The following is a 14,196-nucleotide window of genomic DNA, read 5'->3' as shown; positions in this document are numbered from 1 at the left end:
AAGAAATGTTTCTTTCAAGACGACAGCTTCTTCAGAAATCATCGATCGGTTTCGGTTCGCTCGCGCTGGCTTCGATGCTTTCACACGAGGCTCAATCAGGTGATCAGGCCAAGCAAACGCATCACCTACCGCGTGCCAAGAGGGTGATCTTTCTGTTCATGAAAGGCGGTCCCTCGCAAGTCGATTCCTTCGACTACAAACCGAAGCTTCAGGAAGATCACGGCAAACCACTTCCCTTTGAAAAACCTCGCGTTCAGTTTGCTCCGACTGGAAATCTTCTCGGTTCACCGTGGAAGTTCAAGAAGTATGGAGAAAGCGGAATCGCGGTAAGCGAGTTGTTTCCGAATGTGGCCCAGTGCGTTGATGACCTCTGTTTCATCAACTCCATGCATGGTTCCAATCCAGCACACGGCGGCGCTTGTCTGAAGGTTCATACCGGGAGTGACACCTTCGTTCGCCCCAGCATGGGTGCGTGGATCTCCTATGGTCTCGGAACTGAAAACGCGAACTTACCTGCCTTCATTACGATTTGTCCGACGTTGGCTCATGGAGGAACGAAGAACTGGGGAGCTGCTTTTCTACCAGCGAATTTCAGTGGAACTCCTTTAGGATTGGCAAGTCAGTCTTCTGAGCAGGCGCGGGTGAAATACATCCACAATCAAGAGATGAACTTCAAGCAGCAGCGGACGCAGCTTGATTTGACTCAGACATTCAACAGACACTTTCTTGAATCTGTTGGCGAGAACGCTGAACTCGAATCTCGAATTCAATCCTTTGAACTGGCTTTTCGAATGCAGACGGAAATGCCGGAAGCACTCGATCTGGCTTCAGAAACTGAGAACACGCACAAGCTGTACGGAACAGATCATCCGATCACAGCTGATTTTGGACGACAATGTCTGATGGCCCGTCGTTTCGCTGAAAGAGGTGTTCGATTCATCCAGGTGACGCACAGCAATACTGATGTGCAGTGGGACCAACACGGTAATTTGCGGAAAGGTCATGAGCAGAATGCGGCAGAAGTAGATCAACCGATCGCTGCGCTGCTGTCGGATCTTAAATCGCGAGGACTTCTGGAAGACACCCTCGTCCTTTGGGGAGGAGAATTCGGACGAACTCCAACTTGTCAGGGGGCTGGAGACAACGGGCGCGATCACAATCCGGAAGGGTTCACGATGTGGCTCGCCGGAGGTGGAGTGCGAGGCGGAATGCAATATGGTGCCACAGATGACTACGGGTATTATGCCGTCCAGGACAAAGTTCATCTCCACGACTTACACGCGACTCTCCTGCATCTGTTGGGATTGGATCATTTGCAGCTGACCTATCGACATGCTGGGCGAGATTTCCGTCTCACAGATGTTTCCGGTCACGTTGTGGAAGGCATCTTTGCTTAAGTCCTCTACCCTGATTTCTCTGAACATGTGTTGATGCATCGCGATCGCTGGCGCGAAAACTGAATGAGCTTCGAGCAACACGTGGGCTGAGTAAAAGCAGCGTCATGGGCATTAAAAAAGTGTTCCTCCTCCCGGTCATGCGAGAAGAGGAACACATCGCGAAATCAGAACTTGCCCAGGCGATCCGAAGATCGAAGGAGATCCCGGTGACGGAATCGACTACTTCTCGGTCTTCTTTTTCTTGTTCGCTTTCTTTTGTTCTTTCGGAGCTTCAAGTCCGTCATCAGGCTGATTCCACAACCGGTAAGGATCGTTCAGCCTTCGCATTTCCGCGAGCAACAAACCTTCCATTTCCGCAAGCTTCTCAGCGTAGTCCGCATTCTCTGCGAGGTCTTGATCGAGAAACTCATTCGGGTTTTCAGCCAGGTTGAAGAGCTGAGTTTCGTGGACTTCACCGTCGAGAACATCGTACTTGATGAGCTTCCAGTCGCCATGTTTGACGGCACGCATTCCAGGTTTCGTGCCACCTGAATAGGTTCCGTAAAGAGTGTCGCGAACAGTTAGTTCGTCTCCCATCAGAACCGGTTTCAAGCTTTTCCCCTCGACCGTTTCAGGAATCTCGATTCCAGCGAGATCGCAGAGAGTTGGAAGAGAATCGAGCAAGTAGGCGTTTCCGACGGCGCGTCCAGGTTTGATTCCGGGACCTTTGACAAAGTACGGAACTCGCCACGTGTGCTGATAGAGATTCTGTTTGCCCTGCAGCCCATGCCGACCGATGGCCATCCCGTGATCGGCGGTGTACACGATGTACGTGTTATCGAGTTCTCCCATCTCTTCGAGTTTGTGAAGAACTTTTGCGATTTGATTGTCGATGTTTTCGTTACAAGCAAATTCTCGACCGAGTTCGTTGCGAATGGTTGTTTCATCGCGACGTTCCCAGACTCCGGACACTGCGACCTCGTCTCTCAGTCCTGGGTGACCATGGTGGAATGGATGCTCAGGCAGATAGTTCACGGGCAGCGGTGGTTGCTTGTCATTGGATGGTGGGAAAGAATCTTTATCAGCGTGATTGACCGCCCCATACTTGGCGAGGAGTTCCTCTGTTCCGTCGCGCGTATCGTGGGGATGAGAGAACCCGAAGTAGATCAGGAACGGGTCTTCATCGTTTGCGCTCTCCCGGTCGTTGAGGTAATCGAGGACCTGTTTGCCGTGCCAGGCACTCCCTGATTCTTCTGTTCCGCCACGTTTGGTCGCATCGCGAACGACTTGAAATTTCAGGTTGGCGTCGTTGTAGCTGTTGCCTCTTTTGCAGGTTCGCATCGTGTCGTACCCTGCCCTGTTGAAGACCTCAGCCATGACATTGTCGAGGATGTTTTCGGGGCAATGTTGTCCGGACTGCCAGTTGGGGAGGTGCCAGACGGTTCGGCCTGTCATCACCATATGACGCGACGGAGTGCAAACTGCTCCGCTGAAAGAACCCATATGGTAAGCCCCGTCAAGGACCATTCCTTCAGCAGCGAGTTGATTGATTGTGGGAGTTTCGCAGATCGAATTCGGATCGTAGATCTTGAGGTCAAACGGTGACTGATCATCGACGATAATGAACAGGAAGTTCGGTTTCTTGTCGTCAGCAGGAAGTTGACAGACGGAAAGGACGGCAACGAGTACGGCGAGGGCTGCGTAAACTCTTTTCATAAACGAAAGTTCCTTGTTCTGCGGGAGTCAGTTTCCTGAGTGACGAATCAGGTCAACAGCATGGAGAGATACCGAACGCTAGCAAGACTGAATTTAGCGAATTCCAACCTCCACGAGGACCGTTCAACAAGAATTGATGTGATCATTTGTAGAACAACTGGGACAAGTGAGACGACTGAGTCCACTAGGTGTCTTCTCGACAGCGAGGTTATGGTCAGGTGTTGCTCGCGAGAATCTTTCGCAACACAGGTTCGAAGGCATTCGCTTGCCGGTAGAAACCGAGATCGCTCGGATGTGAACCATCGGTCGTGTCGTCGCGATCTTCTCCCAACAAGTCTTCACCAGGCAGGTAGAAGAGTTGATCGTCCCCATCAGCCTTTAACGTCTCATATGCTTTCCTTAACGCTTCACGTGCGTGTTCGTGACGCTGTTGCCGTTCCACGTAAAACGGAGTGTTGGCGTAAGTACGGTCCTCGACGAGGAGAATCGGTGTCGTCGGACGTGCTTTGCGGAGTTGTCGGACGAGTGGGGCTGCGCGCTCTTCGACTTGAGGTCCCAGCAGGTTGGGAAGGCAGTCGATGACGTAAACAGACGGATCGAGTTCGACGAGAAATCGACCGACTTCTTTCTCCAGTCGACCATTTCCTGAAAAGCCGAGATTGATCACCGGTTGGTTCAGGCGGCGACCGAGAATCGCGGGATGAGGCATTCCTGGACGAGAAGCACAGGCCCCATGTGTGATCGATGTGCCATAAAAGACAATCGGCTTTTCCCGTCGCGGTTCGATCGGCTCGAATGTCGCACCTTTCGGAACTCCGATCTTGAGCGACTCCGTTCCATTGTAAAGCGGGAGATATACGCAGAACTCTCGCGGTCCGGGGATAATTCCGGAACACATTTTCGTGACAACATGTTGAGCGTCTGGCTTTACGACCGACAGCCAGCGTAATTCTCCTTCGTCGTCCCGTGCATACAGATCGAGCCCGCTCACTCCTGTTGCAGGCATGTGAGGCATCGCGAGTTTTGAAGATGTGACGGCATAGTCAGCGGAGATGTCCGTCGCGTCTGTTTTGAATCGCACCAGCATCCCCGCAGAGTGTCGACTGAGATTCCAGACGTTGCTTCGCACAACACCCTCAGCCAAAGCGGGGAGGCGGTCAAAGTACTTCGCAGTATCGTCCCAGCCTTTGCCTTCGATCCCCCAGTCGCGCACATCGTGCCAGTTCACTTCAGATGAGGATGGTTTCGACTGTGCCCAGACAGGCAACGTCAATGAACTGACCGTCGTGAGTCCGGCCACTTGAAGGAATTGACGACGAGAGACATCAGGACGACTCATTAGAGTGTTTCCTCAGAAATAAGGTGAGCGAGCGAATTCAGGCGAGACAACGGTTTGAGTAAGCGTAAACGCTGCGGTGAGATTTCGCGGGAAGGAACTGTTTATGATTCGATTTCAAAGAGAGCGAATTGAGGAAGATGGTCACTGAGGGCGAATGAGTTTTCATCTTGAATATTGAGGCGGAAGGCTCCCTCAAAGAGCGGTCGCGACTCTTGAATTTGTTCAGCGATCGGACCGAATGCCATGACATAATCGATTCGGTATTTGGGGATGTCCGCTTTAATCGTCAGCCCTTCTCCCTTTCCGACTTGAGCGAATGTATCTTTCCAGCCAGCTTCCATCCAAAGCTTATATTCTTCGGTGTCAGGATTGTGATTTAAATCGCCGATCAGGAGCATCGACTGCCCGGATTCAAGATCTTGTCGCATGGCGGCCAACATCGCTCGAATTTCTTTCAGTCGAATTGTTGGGTCTGCCACGGGATAGAGATGTGCGGAATGAACAATCAATGGACCATATCCGGGAATCTGAATAGTTCCACGTCCCCAGTGTCGAGTGAAAAGATCTTTCGGCCGTTCGTAACCCAACGGAACGTTTTCGGAGTCTGTGATTTCATATCGGCTCAACAGCGTGCCTGGCCAGTTGCCTCCGCTCGGAAATCGAACGTGATGCATCCCGAGATGTTCAGCCACCTGCCGCGTCAATTTCTCGTCCGGAGACTCAGAGAAGTTGATAACATCGGGATCGTATAGCGACAACTCCATCGCCAGGCGCTCCGCCATTTGCCCGTTAGCGACTGCCTTTTGGGCCAATGGACGTTCAGACGGCCATCCTTTGCAGGCGTAAATGTTGTATGCGATGACCCGCAGTGATTGTTTGTTTTTCGTTTGAGCAAACAATGGAAAACCGGCTGTCAAAAGACTTGCGGAACCAATTGCCGAACAGAAGCTGCGTCTGGTGATATTCATGGAATGGCTTCCATTGAGAGAAATCGTCAGAGAATAAACAACGCGTGTGTTCAGGGAGGGTGTGCGATTTCGCGTGGAGCAAATCGACAACGTCAGGCAGCGGAGTGACACTTGAGGAAAGTGGATCGATCGTGTTTTCAGTGAGGTTCAATTCGGTTACGGTAAATGGGTGTGGTGCTGCATGCAAGACATACGAGATGAACAGGGGCCAAAGTCTCTTCCCATCGAAACGCGTCTCTTTCCCGTTGTCGATTACGAACCGGTCGTTTAAGAAATTATGAGCACAATTATGACCCGCCTCGCAAAGTTACCTTCGACTCGATTTTGTGAATGGCTCCGCTACCTGATTTTGTTGTTCGCCGTTGTTGCAGCTTCGGCTTCAAATTCATCTGATGCTGGAGAAAGTGACCTTCGTCGGTCCAGTGGAATGCTTGGAGAAGGGACCAGTTGGGCGACTCCCTGGTATGCGATTGATTCGGATGACACCGGACCGACTGTTCTGATCACTGGAGGCATGCACGGAAACGAACCGGCTGGCAGTGAAGCGGCCAAACAGATTCGTCACTGGTCGATTGCGCGTGGCAAACTCGTTGTCATTCCAAGTGTGAATCGACTCGGTTTGAAAGCCGAGATGCGTTGGTTTCCCGAACAGAGAAACGACCGTTCGCAGAGGGATTTGAACCGTAACTTTCCCAAACTCACGAACCTTCACCCTCGAACTCCGCTGTGTGAAACCGTTTGGGAATTTGTGGAATCAGTCGAACCGGACTTCGTGTTCGATCTCCACGAGGGATTTGATTTTCATGTGTCGAATTCGAAGTCCGTCGGTTCGAGTGTCATTTTCTCTCGTTCTGATGAACAGCATCAACTTGCAGAGAAGATGCTCGACGCGGTGAATCAGACTGTTGATGACGATGGGCATCTTTTTGTGGCCCTGTCGCGCAGCGGAGCAGCGCAGGGAAGTCTCGTCAGAGCATGTGCTGACGTGCTCGGAGTGCGGAGTTTCATTCTCGAGACGACTTTCAAAGAACAGCCTCTTTCGTTTCGTACGTTCCAGCATCGGGTGATGGTATCGACAGCTTTGAAGGAAATCGGACTCCTTGATTCCGACTGGTCTGATCAACTAACGGCATCTGACGATCGAGAACAGTTGTCTGCGGGGCTGTTTGACGATGCTGGAACGACGACGAATGGATTGAAGAACGTTTCGAAGGCGCTGTCCCGTCCAGAATTTGAAGTGGTTCGTTTCGGCCCTAAAGACCTGTCTGCTGCGACGCTCTCGCAATTCGATGTCTTAATCTTTCCGGGCGGAAGCGGAAGCCGTCAGGGACGAGCGATTGGTCCAGATGGTCGAGAAGTGATCCGTGACTATGTGAATCAGGGAGGTGGAGTTGTTGGGATCTGTGCGGGAGCCTATCTCTGCTCTGCACATTACGACTGGTCGCTGCACGTGATCAATACGTCCGTTTTCAACAAGACCATCGACATCCCTGGTGTCGGCAAAAAATCAATGTGGTTTCGTGGAGGTCCATTGGATGTCGAGATGGAACTGACCGCAGACGGCGAAGAAGTTTTCAGTCCGTCGGGGAAATTGACCGTTCGATACCAGAACGGTCCAATCGTGGGCCTCGGACCGGATGCTCATCTTCCGGAGTGGACTCCCCTTGCCTGGTTTCGCTCGGAAGTCGCGAAGTATGAACCTCAGGAAGGGACAATGATTGACAGCCCTGCAATCGTTGTGGCTCCGTTTGGTTCCGGCCGAGTCGTTTCGATCAGCCCGCATCCGGAAGCAACTCCCGGTCTGGAAACCATTATTGCAGAAGCAGTGAAATGGGCATCGCAGGGAGAAGATTTGCAGGCGGACTCAGAGCACGATACCAGACTTCTCGTGCCAGCAGCTTCCGGAAATCAAGACTGACGTCAGAGCCCTCTGACGCTTGAAGTATCAGTGACGTTCCATGTAAAACTAATACGTTCACGTACTAGTTGGTCTGCACGGTCTTCCAAGATTCAGTCTTTGAGCAACCGCAATGTCCAACTGAATGGAGGCAATTGTCAATGTTTCGGCGAGGTGCGTGTGAGTGGTCATGAGTTGGCGATGTCGCTCCGGGCGGCGTATCTCTCGATGCATCGGCAAGCCGATCGTGTGCTGCAACCATTCGGATTGACTGCCAATCAATATGTCGTTTTGTCTGTGCTTGACGATGAAGACGGGATCACTCAGCAACTCCTCGTTGATCGAGTGAACTCTGATCCAAACACGATTCGCCCAATTTTGGTAGCTCTCGAGAAAAAACGTTTCATCCGTCGAAAACCACATCCAACCGACAGAAGAGCACGCTCTGTACACATCACTCCGACGGGACGCAAAGCGTTTGCGAAGATGAGAAACGAAAGTGAGGAGTTTCGCACCCAATTGATCGGAGAATTGCCCCCTCAAGATGTCCGTAGTCTGATCAACTTGCTGAATCAAGTGACTCTGAACATGCAACCCGGAGCACAGAGAGTCACAACTGACTCCGAGTGAACAGCTACGATACCGCTTTTTGATTCATTAATTCTCAATTCGACAAAGGTCTAAAAATGCACAAACAGATCGCGGAGAAGTTTAAGGAGCTGATGACTTCGCAGCGTCAGTGGCGAGCTGAAGTACTCACTTTGATGTGCTTGGTTTCCCTGTGCGTCATCAGTTCTGAAGAGGGAGTTGCCCAGCCTCCACAGTTCGCTCCTCCTGTCGAGTCACCGGAGATCGCCGAGGATGGACAGGTCACCTTCCGAATTCGAGCAGCGAATGCTGACGCTGTTCGACTCGCCAGCAGCGACATTCCCAACATTGGTCGCGGCGTTGAGATGAAGAAAAGCGGGGAAGGCGTCTGGGAAGCAACTGTCGGCCCGGTTCCTTCTGGAGCCTATCGATACCGATTTGATCTCGACGGCGTTGCGGTTAACGACCCCGTCAACAATCTGACGAGTGAATCGAACAGTTCGGCCTCAAGCCTGCTCGTGGTTCCTGGAAGTTCGTGGATGGATGTTCTCGACATCGAACATGGGAGCGTGGCGGAAGTGACCTATACGTCCTCTTCACTCGGTCGATCCCGACGAATGCACGTTTACACTCCTCCTGGTTACGAACGCGGCAGCGATGATCAGTTCCCCGTGTTCTATCTATTGCACGGAGCCACTGATAGCGACGATTCATGGACAAGTGTCGGCCGAGCTAGCTTTATCTTGGACAACCTGATCGCGTCAGGACACGCAGCACCCATGATTGTCGTTATGCCAAATGGTCACACCGGACGTTTTCAGTTCGGGAGAGACGGACTTCGCATGGATGAATTCACAAAAGACTTTGAGGACGACATCGTCCCTTTTGTGGAATCTCACTACCGAGTCAAGTCGGGTCCGGATAACCGTGCGATTGCTGGCCTCTCGATGGGAGGAGCACAAACGCTCAACATCGCGATCCGAAATCTTGAGGGCTACGGATACGTTGGAGTTTTCAGTTCTGGGGTTTTCGGGATTGCGAATCAACGTCCGGGACAGGATTCAGGACCTTCCTGGGAAGAGCAGTATCTGGAAGCTTTGGATAATGCTTCAGCCAAAGAAAGCTTGCAACTGGTCTGGTTTGCCACGGGCAAAGAGGACTTCCTGTTGGAAACATCCCGCGCAACAGTCGCGATGCTGAAGAAGCATGACTTTGACGTCATCTATGAAGAAACCGATGGCGGTCATGTCTGGAAGAACTGGCGCGAGTATCTCCACACCTTCGCCCAGAATCTATTCAGGGAGAATGACAATCCCGTCAATCTCGATGGTGACTCTGCTGAATAATGAGACCGACTAAGGAGAGTCTTTATCTCCACTCATCAAAGTTTGTCCTGCGACTTGGATGAGTGCTTTATCTTGAAGTCGTTCTTGCTGATCTCTTGCAACAACCGACTGGTCTTTCATCCGCGATATGAGACCAGTCGGTTGAAGAGTATTCCTCAAATTGGCGGTCTATTTCCACGCGGAATTGAGTTCGCGGATCTTCAGGTCATGGATCACCGCAGTTCCACCGAGGCTATGGATCGAGAGCGTCTCTTGGTCGATCGGAGAGATGTAATTTGCTGAAAACGCTTCTCCGCCGAATGCATAGGTCTCGACGGAAAGGCGGTCGACCAGCACTCGCAAGTGAATTTTTCCATCACGCTCGGTGAATTGCTCCAGGCAAACTTCTTCACGGCGCTCACCACTCTCTGTCACACCATTACAAAGAAGTTGGTGGTTCTCTGCGACATATCGAAGTTGTGTTCGTGGCAAATCGAACACAACTTCCTTTGCCTCACCGGGGCTGAAAACAATTTCCAAATCAACCAGGTCGAGATCCTGCAAATCGCTGAGCGGATTGACACCTTCGCGAAGTGACAAATTCTTGAACTCGTGAGTCTCAGCGACGAGTGTTTCGATCTCGGAAATCGGAGAGCAAAACAGGCGGACTCCTTCGGGAGTCGATTTCAATTCGAGTTCAACCGGAAAGGCCATTTGCTGATTGTGAGGGACATCAAACAGCTTGGCTGAGTTTGGACCGCCTCGCATCCATCCAATCTGCACAGCACGTCCGTCCGGTGCCTGATAGAAGGTTTGGGCTGCATAATAATTGCCGCGAACGTTCTGGAGAGTTTCGGTTTCCGCGTGAAACTGCTTTCCGTCGAACGTGCCGATCTCGTAATCGAAGCTGGCGTCGTAAATCACGCACTTGACATTTTCTGGATCACCATCGACTGGCAAGAAGACGACATCCATGCACTCGAATGCCCAGTCTCGCATCAGGTCCGACGCGAATTCCCAGTCGACGAGATTCGTCGAAGTGAACCACCTGACGCGTCCCGGATTCTGTTGAACCCAGAGGACCATCACCCATTTCTGTGAAGCTTCATGCCAGAAGACTTTGGGATCACGTTCACCTTGATCGAACCCCTGGTTGTCAACGATGGCGCGCCCCTCATTCCAATAGGTCCACGTGAATCCTCCGTCTGTGCTGTAAGCCATCGCTTGGTAGAATGAAGGGTTGGCTGCGAAGGTGAAGAATGCGCAGATTGTTTTCGTGTCTCCAACTTGTTTTCCCAAGCTGTTGTTGTGGTCAATGACAGCAGTTCCGGAAAAGATGGTTCCCGATCGCCGATCGACACGATAGGGAAGAAGTGCGTGCTCGAGCTGTTTCCAGTGGATCATGTCTTGGCTGATCGCATGACCCCATGTCATGTTGCCCCATTCGGTTCCATTGGGATTGTGTTGGAAGAATAAGTGATAGTTTTCACCGTCAAACAACATTCCGTTGGGATCGTTCAACCAGTTCTTCTTCGACACGAAATGAAACTGCGGACGAAGTGGTTGATCGTAAGAGGTGTCCGGATAGCTTGAGGGTTTCACTCGTGCGTCGAGCACGAAGTCCATCGACGTTTCGGGGGCTGGCGATTCTGTTCCACGGAAGTCATCAACATTGATGTGGCCCCAGCCACCGGTCGCTGTGTCGTAGATCTGAAGTCGAGCGAGCTTGCCGATGTGCTGGCGGACGTCAGAACTCTCCATCACCATCGTTTCGTGATCGACCCCAGTGGCAAGATCAATTGATTCTCCGTCGACGAGCAATCTCACACCGACTTCACCGGGCAGGTGCCCTGCTCCGATGCGAAACGTGATGTACGGGTGTTTGATCTCAAACTCGCGAGATGTCAATGTCCCCGTCAGGTGATCGCCGGCAGTCGCACCCGGTTCACCGACTGTTCCGTTGAATCGCTCATATCCGCCAATCCACCAACTCCCTTGAAGGTTCGATGGTTCACGATTTCGGGCGGAAGTGTTGTCGCCTCGAGTGGGTTGAATGCGAAACGCTTCACCTTCAGCCGTCCAGTTTTCGAGGGTTCCCTGTTCAAAGTCCGCGTTGGGAAACAAGAGTTCGTCGGCGTGGATTTCAACACACGCAAACAGAACGAGAAGGATGACTTGGAGCACTTTCATCGGATTCCACTCAGGTTGGTAAGAATTGTGAAGCAATTGTAGTGTTTTGATGTCGATGAGAACGGATCAGTAAAGATTGCTCATCCGAATTTCATTCAGAGTTCAACAGCTCGAAGACCTGTTCTAAAGAGTTCTTCGCCCATGCGAAAGTCGCTCCGAGGAATCGTTTCAACGGCGCGGTCGGATTACGGGCAGTGCGTGCTCGTCAGGCTGTTGGTCGACATGTCGAGAGTTTGCTGAAACGTAAGAAGTCATTTCGGGAAGGAAAGTATACACAGTGATCACCACAGTCACGTTGAGAAGGATCATTGCCAACATCGTCACTTGAAACGCAACTTTGCGGTTCTTGTGACGTAGTTTCCTTTGCGCCACCAACGCACCGGGCCAACCTCCAAACAGACTGAGCATGTGGAGTTGGCGTTCTTCCCACCGCCACTTCCCGGTTTGTGCGCGGCGCTTGTCATCCGCGAAGATCACGTACGTGATGAGACTCAAGATGGTGTAGCCCAACAGAATGGCGATATTCATCATTGATGGGATGCCCGTCACGACTCCGTAGATTCCGATCGCTGCGAGTGCTCCGACTGAGATGAGCAAGTTGATTGTTTCCGCCCGAGACCACTCCAGAGGACTGCGAATGAGCTGAATTTGAACCGCTTGCAGCCCCCGCTCGCCGTTCGATTCAATCGCGAACTCGACGCGATCACCGTCGCGTGGTCGTGGAGAGCCTTTCACAAAATTGCTGATGTGAGCGAAGATGCGGTCCGCTTCATCATCTTCGGAAATGACGAAACCGAATCCTCGTTCGTCGTTCCAGCCCGTGATGCATCCTTTCACTGAAAACTCCATCAAACGCTAACTGACTTTATTGCTGATCGGCTGAAGTGATGAGACAGTTTTCGAAGTGACTCGTCGTCGCTTCGATCTGTCATCGACTCGCGATCTATCCATGACGTGATCCTCACATCGCGGAGAAGAATTCAGAGCATGACGAAACATCGACGAGTCGTCCACTTGACGATTCGATTTCGGACCATGTTGAGCGATAGCTGCGGACAATTCACGATTGATCGAGAGTTCGCCAAGCCCATACATTCAGTTGCCGGACCTCAACGCATGGCTTTCGAGACTGTCTCGCTTCGAGCGTCGAAGAGGTTTTTGCAATGATGTTGAAAGCCAGTGTCGGAAGGAACAAAGTGCCCAACCCATTGAATGAAATCCCAGAGTTTGAAAACCGAATGCCAGCACAATTCTTCCGGAGTCTTGTCGTCGTCATCGCAATGTTCTTCGGGACATTATCTTTGCCCGCAGAAGAAATTCTGCTGATTTCAGACATCCATTTCGATCCGTTCTCAGGACTCGATCGAAAAGCGTTTGAGAAGCTGGTGGAACTTCCGGAGGATGAATGGCCGGAGTATTTCCGTTCATTGCAGCAGCCCCCCAGCCAATATGGTTCGGACAGCAACTACTCGCTTTTCGTCTCGGCAATCGATGCAGCTCGAGGTCGAGTTTCAGACCCGCCGTTCATTCTCTATCCGGGCGATTTCCTCGCGCACGACTGGCAAGCCAAGTACAACGCACTGGCTCCTCAACCGATCGCCGAAGATGCCGAAGCCTACCGTAAATTTACACAGAAGACGCTCCGACTGATTGCGAACGAGTTCCAGGAAGCTTTTCCGAAGACTCCAGTTTTTGCGACTCTTGGAAACGATGATTCCTTTTGCCAGGACTATTGGATTCAGCCGGGAGGGCAGTTCCTGACGGTCTTTGCAGACATCTGGCAACCGTTGCTACTCGAGACGGTGGATAAAACGACCTTTCGTGAAACCTTTCATAGGTGGGGAGCCTATGCCGTCGATCTTCCCAGCCTCAAAAGTGAACGGTTGATCGTCCTGAATACTGTCCTCTGGAGCGGAAGCTATTGCACTGACTATCACGATCCCAAAGAGCAGAACTGCTGCGAGTGCGCACCTCGTGGCAACTCGCCCGGTCTCGCTCAATTGAAATGGCTCGAAGCTGAATTGGAGACTGCAAAGTCTCGCGGGCAGAAGGTCTGGTTGCTGATGCATGTTCCTCCGGGACTCGACAGTTATGTCGAGGAGAAAGACAGTGGTCGGAGTTCGACAGCTGAACTTTGGAAAGATCCGTTTTCAACCGGATATCGACAACTGCTTCGTCGCTTCCAAGGTGTGGTTCGCATTGCTTTCACCGGGCATACGCACATGGACGACTATCGAGTCATTGGTGACGCAGATCATCCGGTCCTGCTTCACAAAATCGCCCCGGCAGTGAGTCCGGTCTTCGGGAACAATCCCGCGTTTCAAGTTTACGAATTCGATCGCGAAACGACTTCCCTGACCAACTGGGAGACCAACATTCTCGATCTCAAAACAACTGAGAGAGACAGAAGCGGTGCCGGGTGGAAGTTGGAATACGAAGCTCGTCGCACATTCGGAATTACGGAGGTCACCGCCCCGACCATTGATCGTCTCTTCGTGCGGATGAAAGCTGACCCTGCAGGTACAGCTGCGAAAGCCTATCAGAGGTTCTATTCTTCGAGTGCCGATGAAATCCCCAGCAAAGACTTGATGATTTACATTTGCAGCGTCTTGAACGCAACGTTCCCAGAGTTTTCAAAATGCCTGACTGATTCCGGACTCGAAGCTCCGCAACATGTCGACGAGCCCGCCAAAGTCCGCCGCTCTGCAGGCGGACTCGCTCCTCCCAAAAACTGATCTTTGTTGGAAATGACCGTCTGGGTCAGTTCTCAGATTCGACTGAAGAGTTTTCAAGCGTC

The 14,196-nt window shown here is 51.8% G+C and carries 10 protein-coding genes; 5 read left to right on the top strand and 5 right to left on the bottom strand.

Annotated features, from left to right (window positions below):
- The first annotated feature begins 5 nt into the window (after window positions 1-5).
- Entirely contained in the window at window positions 6-1,397 is a 1,392-nt protein-coding gene (locus AB1L42_RS02525) for a DUF1501 domain-containing protein (RefSeq protein ID WP_367050831.1), read from the top strand.
- Window positions 1,398-1,616: 219 nt separating this feature from the next.
- Here AB1L42_RS02525 and AB1L42_RS02520 read toward each other — a convergent pair whose 3' ends face one another.
- The 3 genes from AB1L42_RS02520 to AB1L42_RS02510 form a co-directional block, all read right to left on the bottom strand.
- Window positions 1,617-3,092, bottom strand: coding sequence for a sulfatase-like hydrolase/transferase (locus AB1L42_RS02520; RefSeq protein WP_367050829.1), 1,476 nt, complete (start codon window positions 3,090-3,092; stop codon window positions 1,617-1,619).
- A gap of 214 nt (window positions 3,093-3,306) precedes the next feature.
- Window positions 3,307-4,431 (bottom strand): SGNH/GDSL hydrolase family protein, encoded by a 1,125-nt coding sequence (locus AB1L42_RS02515; RefSeq protein WP_367050827.1) that lies wholly within the window; start codon window positions 4,429-4,431, stop codon window positions 3,307-3,309.
- A gap of 101 nt (window positions 4,432-4,532) precedes the next feature.
- Window positions 4,533-5,399: an endonuclease/exonuclease/phosphatase family protein gene (locus AB1L42_RS02510; RefSeq protein WP_367050825.1), complete on the bottom strand. Its 867-nt coding sequence runs from the start codon at window positions 5,397-5,399 to the stop codon at window positions 4,533-4,535.
- A gap of 289 nt (window positions 5,400-5,688) precedes the next feature.
- On the opposite strand from AB1L42_RS02510, the gene AB1L42_RS02505 reads away from it, so the two are divergent.
- The 3 genes from AB1L42_RS02505 to AB1L42_RS02495 all read left to right on the top strand — a co-directional run bounded on the left by AB1L42_RS02505 (window position 5,689) and on the right by AB1L42_RS02495 (window position 9,230).
- Entirely contained in the window at window positions 5,689-7,317 is a 1,629-nt protein-coding gene (locus AB1L42_RS02505) for a BPL-N domain-containing protein (RefSeq protein WP_367050823.1), read from the top strand.
- A gap of 180 nt (window positions 7,318-7,497) precedes the next feature.
- Window positions 7,498-7,926: a MarR family transcriptional regulator gene (locus tag AB1L42_RS02500; protein WP_367050821.1), complete on the top strand. Its 429-nt coding sequence runs from the start codon at window positions 7,498-7,500 to the stop codon at window positions 7,924-7,926.
- A gap of 56 nt (window positions 7,927-7,982) precedes the next feature.
- Window positions 7,983-9,230, top strand: coding sequence for an alpha/beta hydrolase-fold protein (locus tag AB1L42_RS02495; protein WP_367050819.1), 1,248 nt, complete (start codon window positions 7,983-7,985; stop codon window positions 9,228-9,230).
- 168 nt (window positions 9,231-9,398) lie between these two features.
- On the opposite strand, the gene AB1L42_RS02490 is transcribed toward AB1L42_RS02495, so the two are convergent.
- Together AB1L42_RS02490 and AB1L42_RS02485 are read right to left on the bottom strand one after the other, a co-directional pair.
- Window positions 9,399-11,399 carry a glycoside hydrolase family 32 protein gene (locus AB1L42_RS02490; RefSeq protein ID WP_367050817.1) on the bottom strand — a complete coding sequence of 667 codons (2,001 nt, stop codon included), beginning with the start codon at window positions 11,397-11,399 and terminating at the stop codon, window positions 9,399-9,401.
- Between the two features lie 168 nt (window positions 11,400-11,567).
- Window positions 11,568-12,236 carry a DUF1294 domain-containing protein gene (locus AB1L42_RS02485; protein ID WP_367050815.1) on the bottom strand — a complete coding sequence of 223 codons (669 nt, stop codon included), beginning with the start codon at window positions 12,234-12,236 and terminating at the stop codon, window positions 11,568-11,570.
- Window positions 12,237-12,595: 359 nt separating this feature from the next.
- Between AB1L42_RS02485 and AB1L42_RS02480 the strand changes: the two genes are divergently transcribed.
- Window positions 12,596-14,134, top strand: a complete 1,539-nt coding sequence (locus tag AB1L42_RS02480; RefSeq protein ID WP_367050813.1) for a metallophosphoesterase — start codon at window positions 12,596-12,598, stop codon at window positions 14,132-14,134.
- Window positions 14,135-14,196 lie beyond the last annotated feature (62 nt).

It is taken from the genome of Thalassoglobus sp. JC818 (assembly GCF_040717535.1).
In the GTDB taxonomy this organism is placed as follows: domain Bacteria; phylum Planctomycetota; class Planctomycetia; order Planctomycetales; family Planctomycetaceae; genus Thalassoglobus.
The sequence above is the reverse complement of the archived record's forward strand: the minus strand, read 5'-3'. Positions and strand labels throughout refer to the sequence as shown.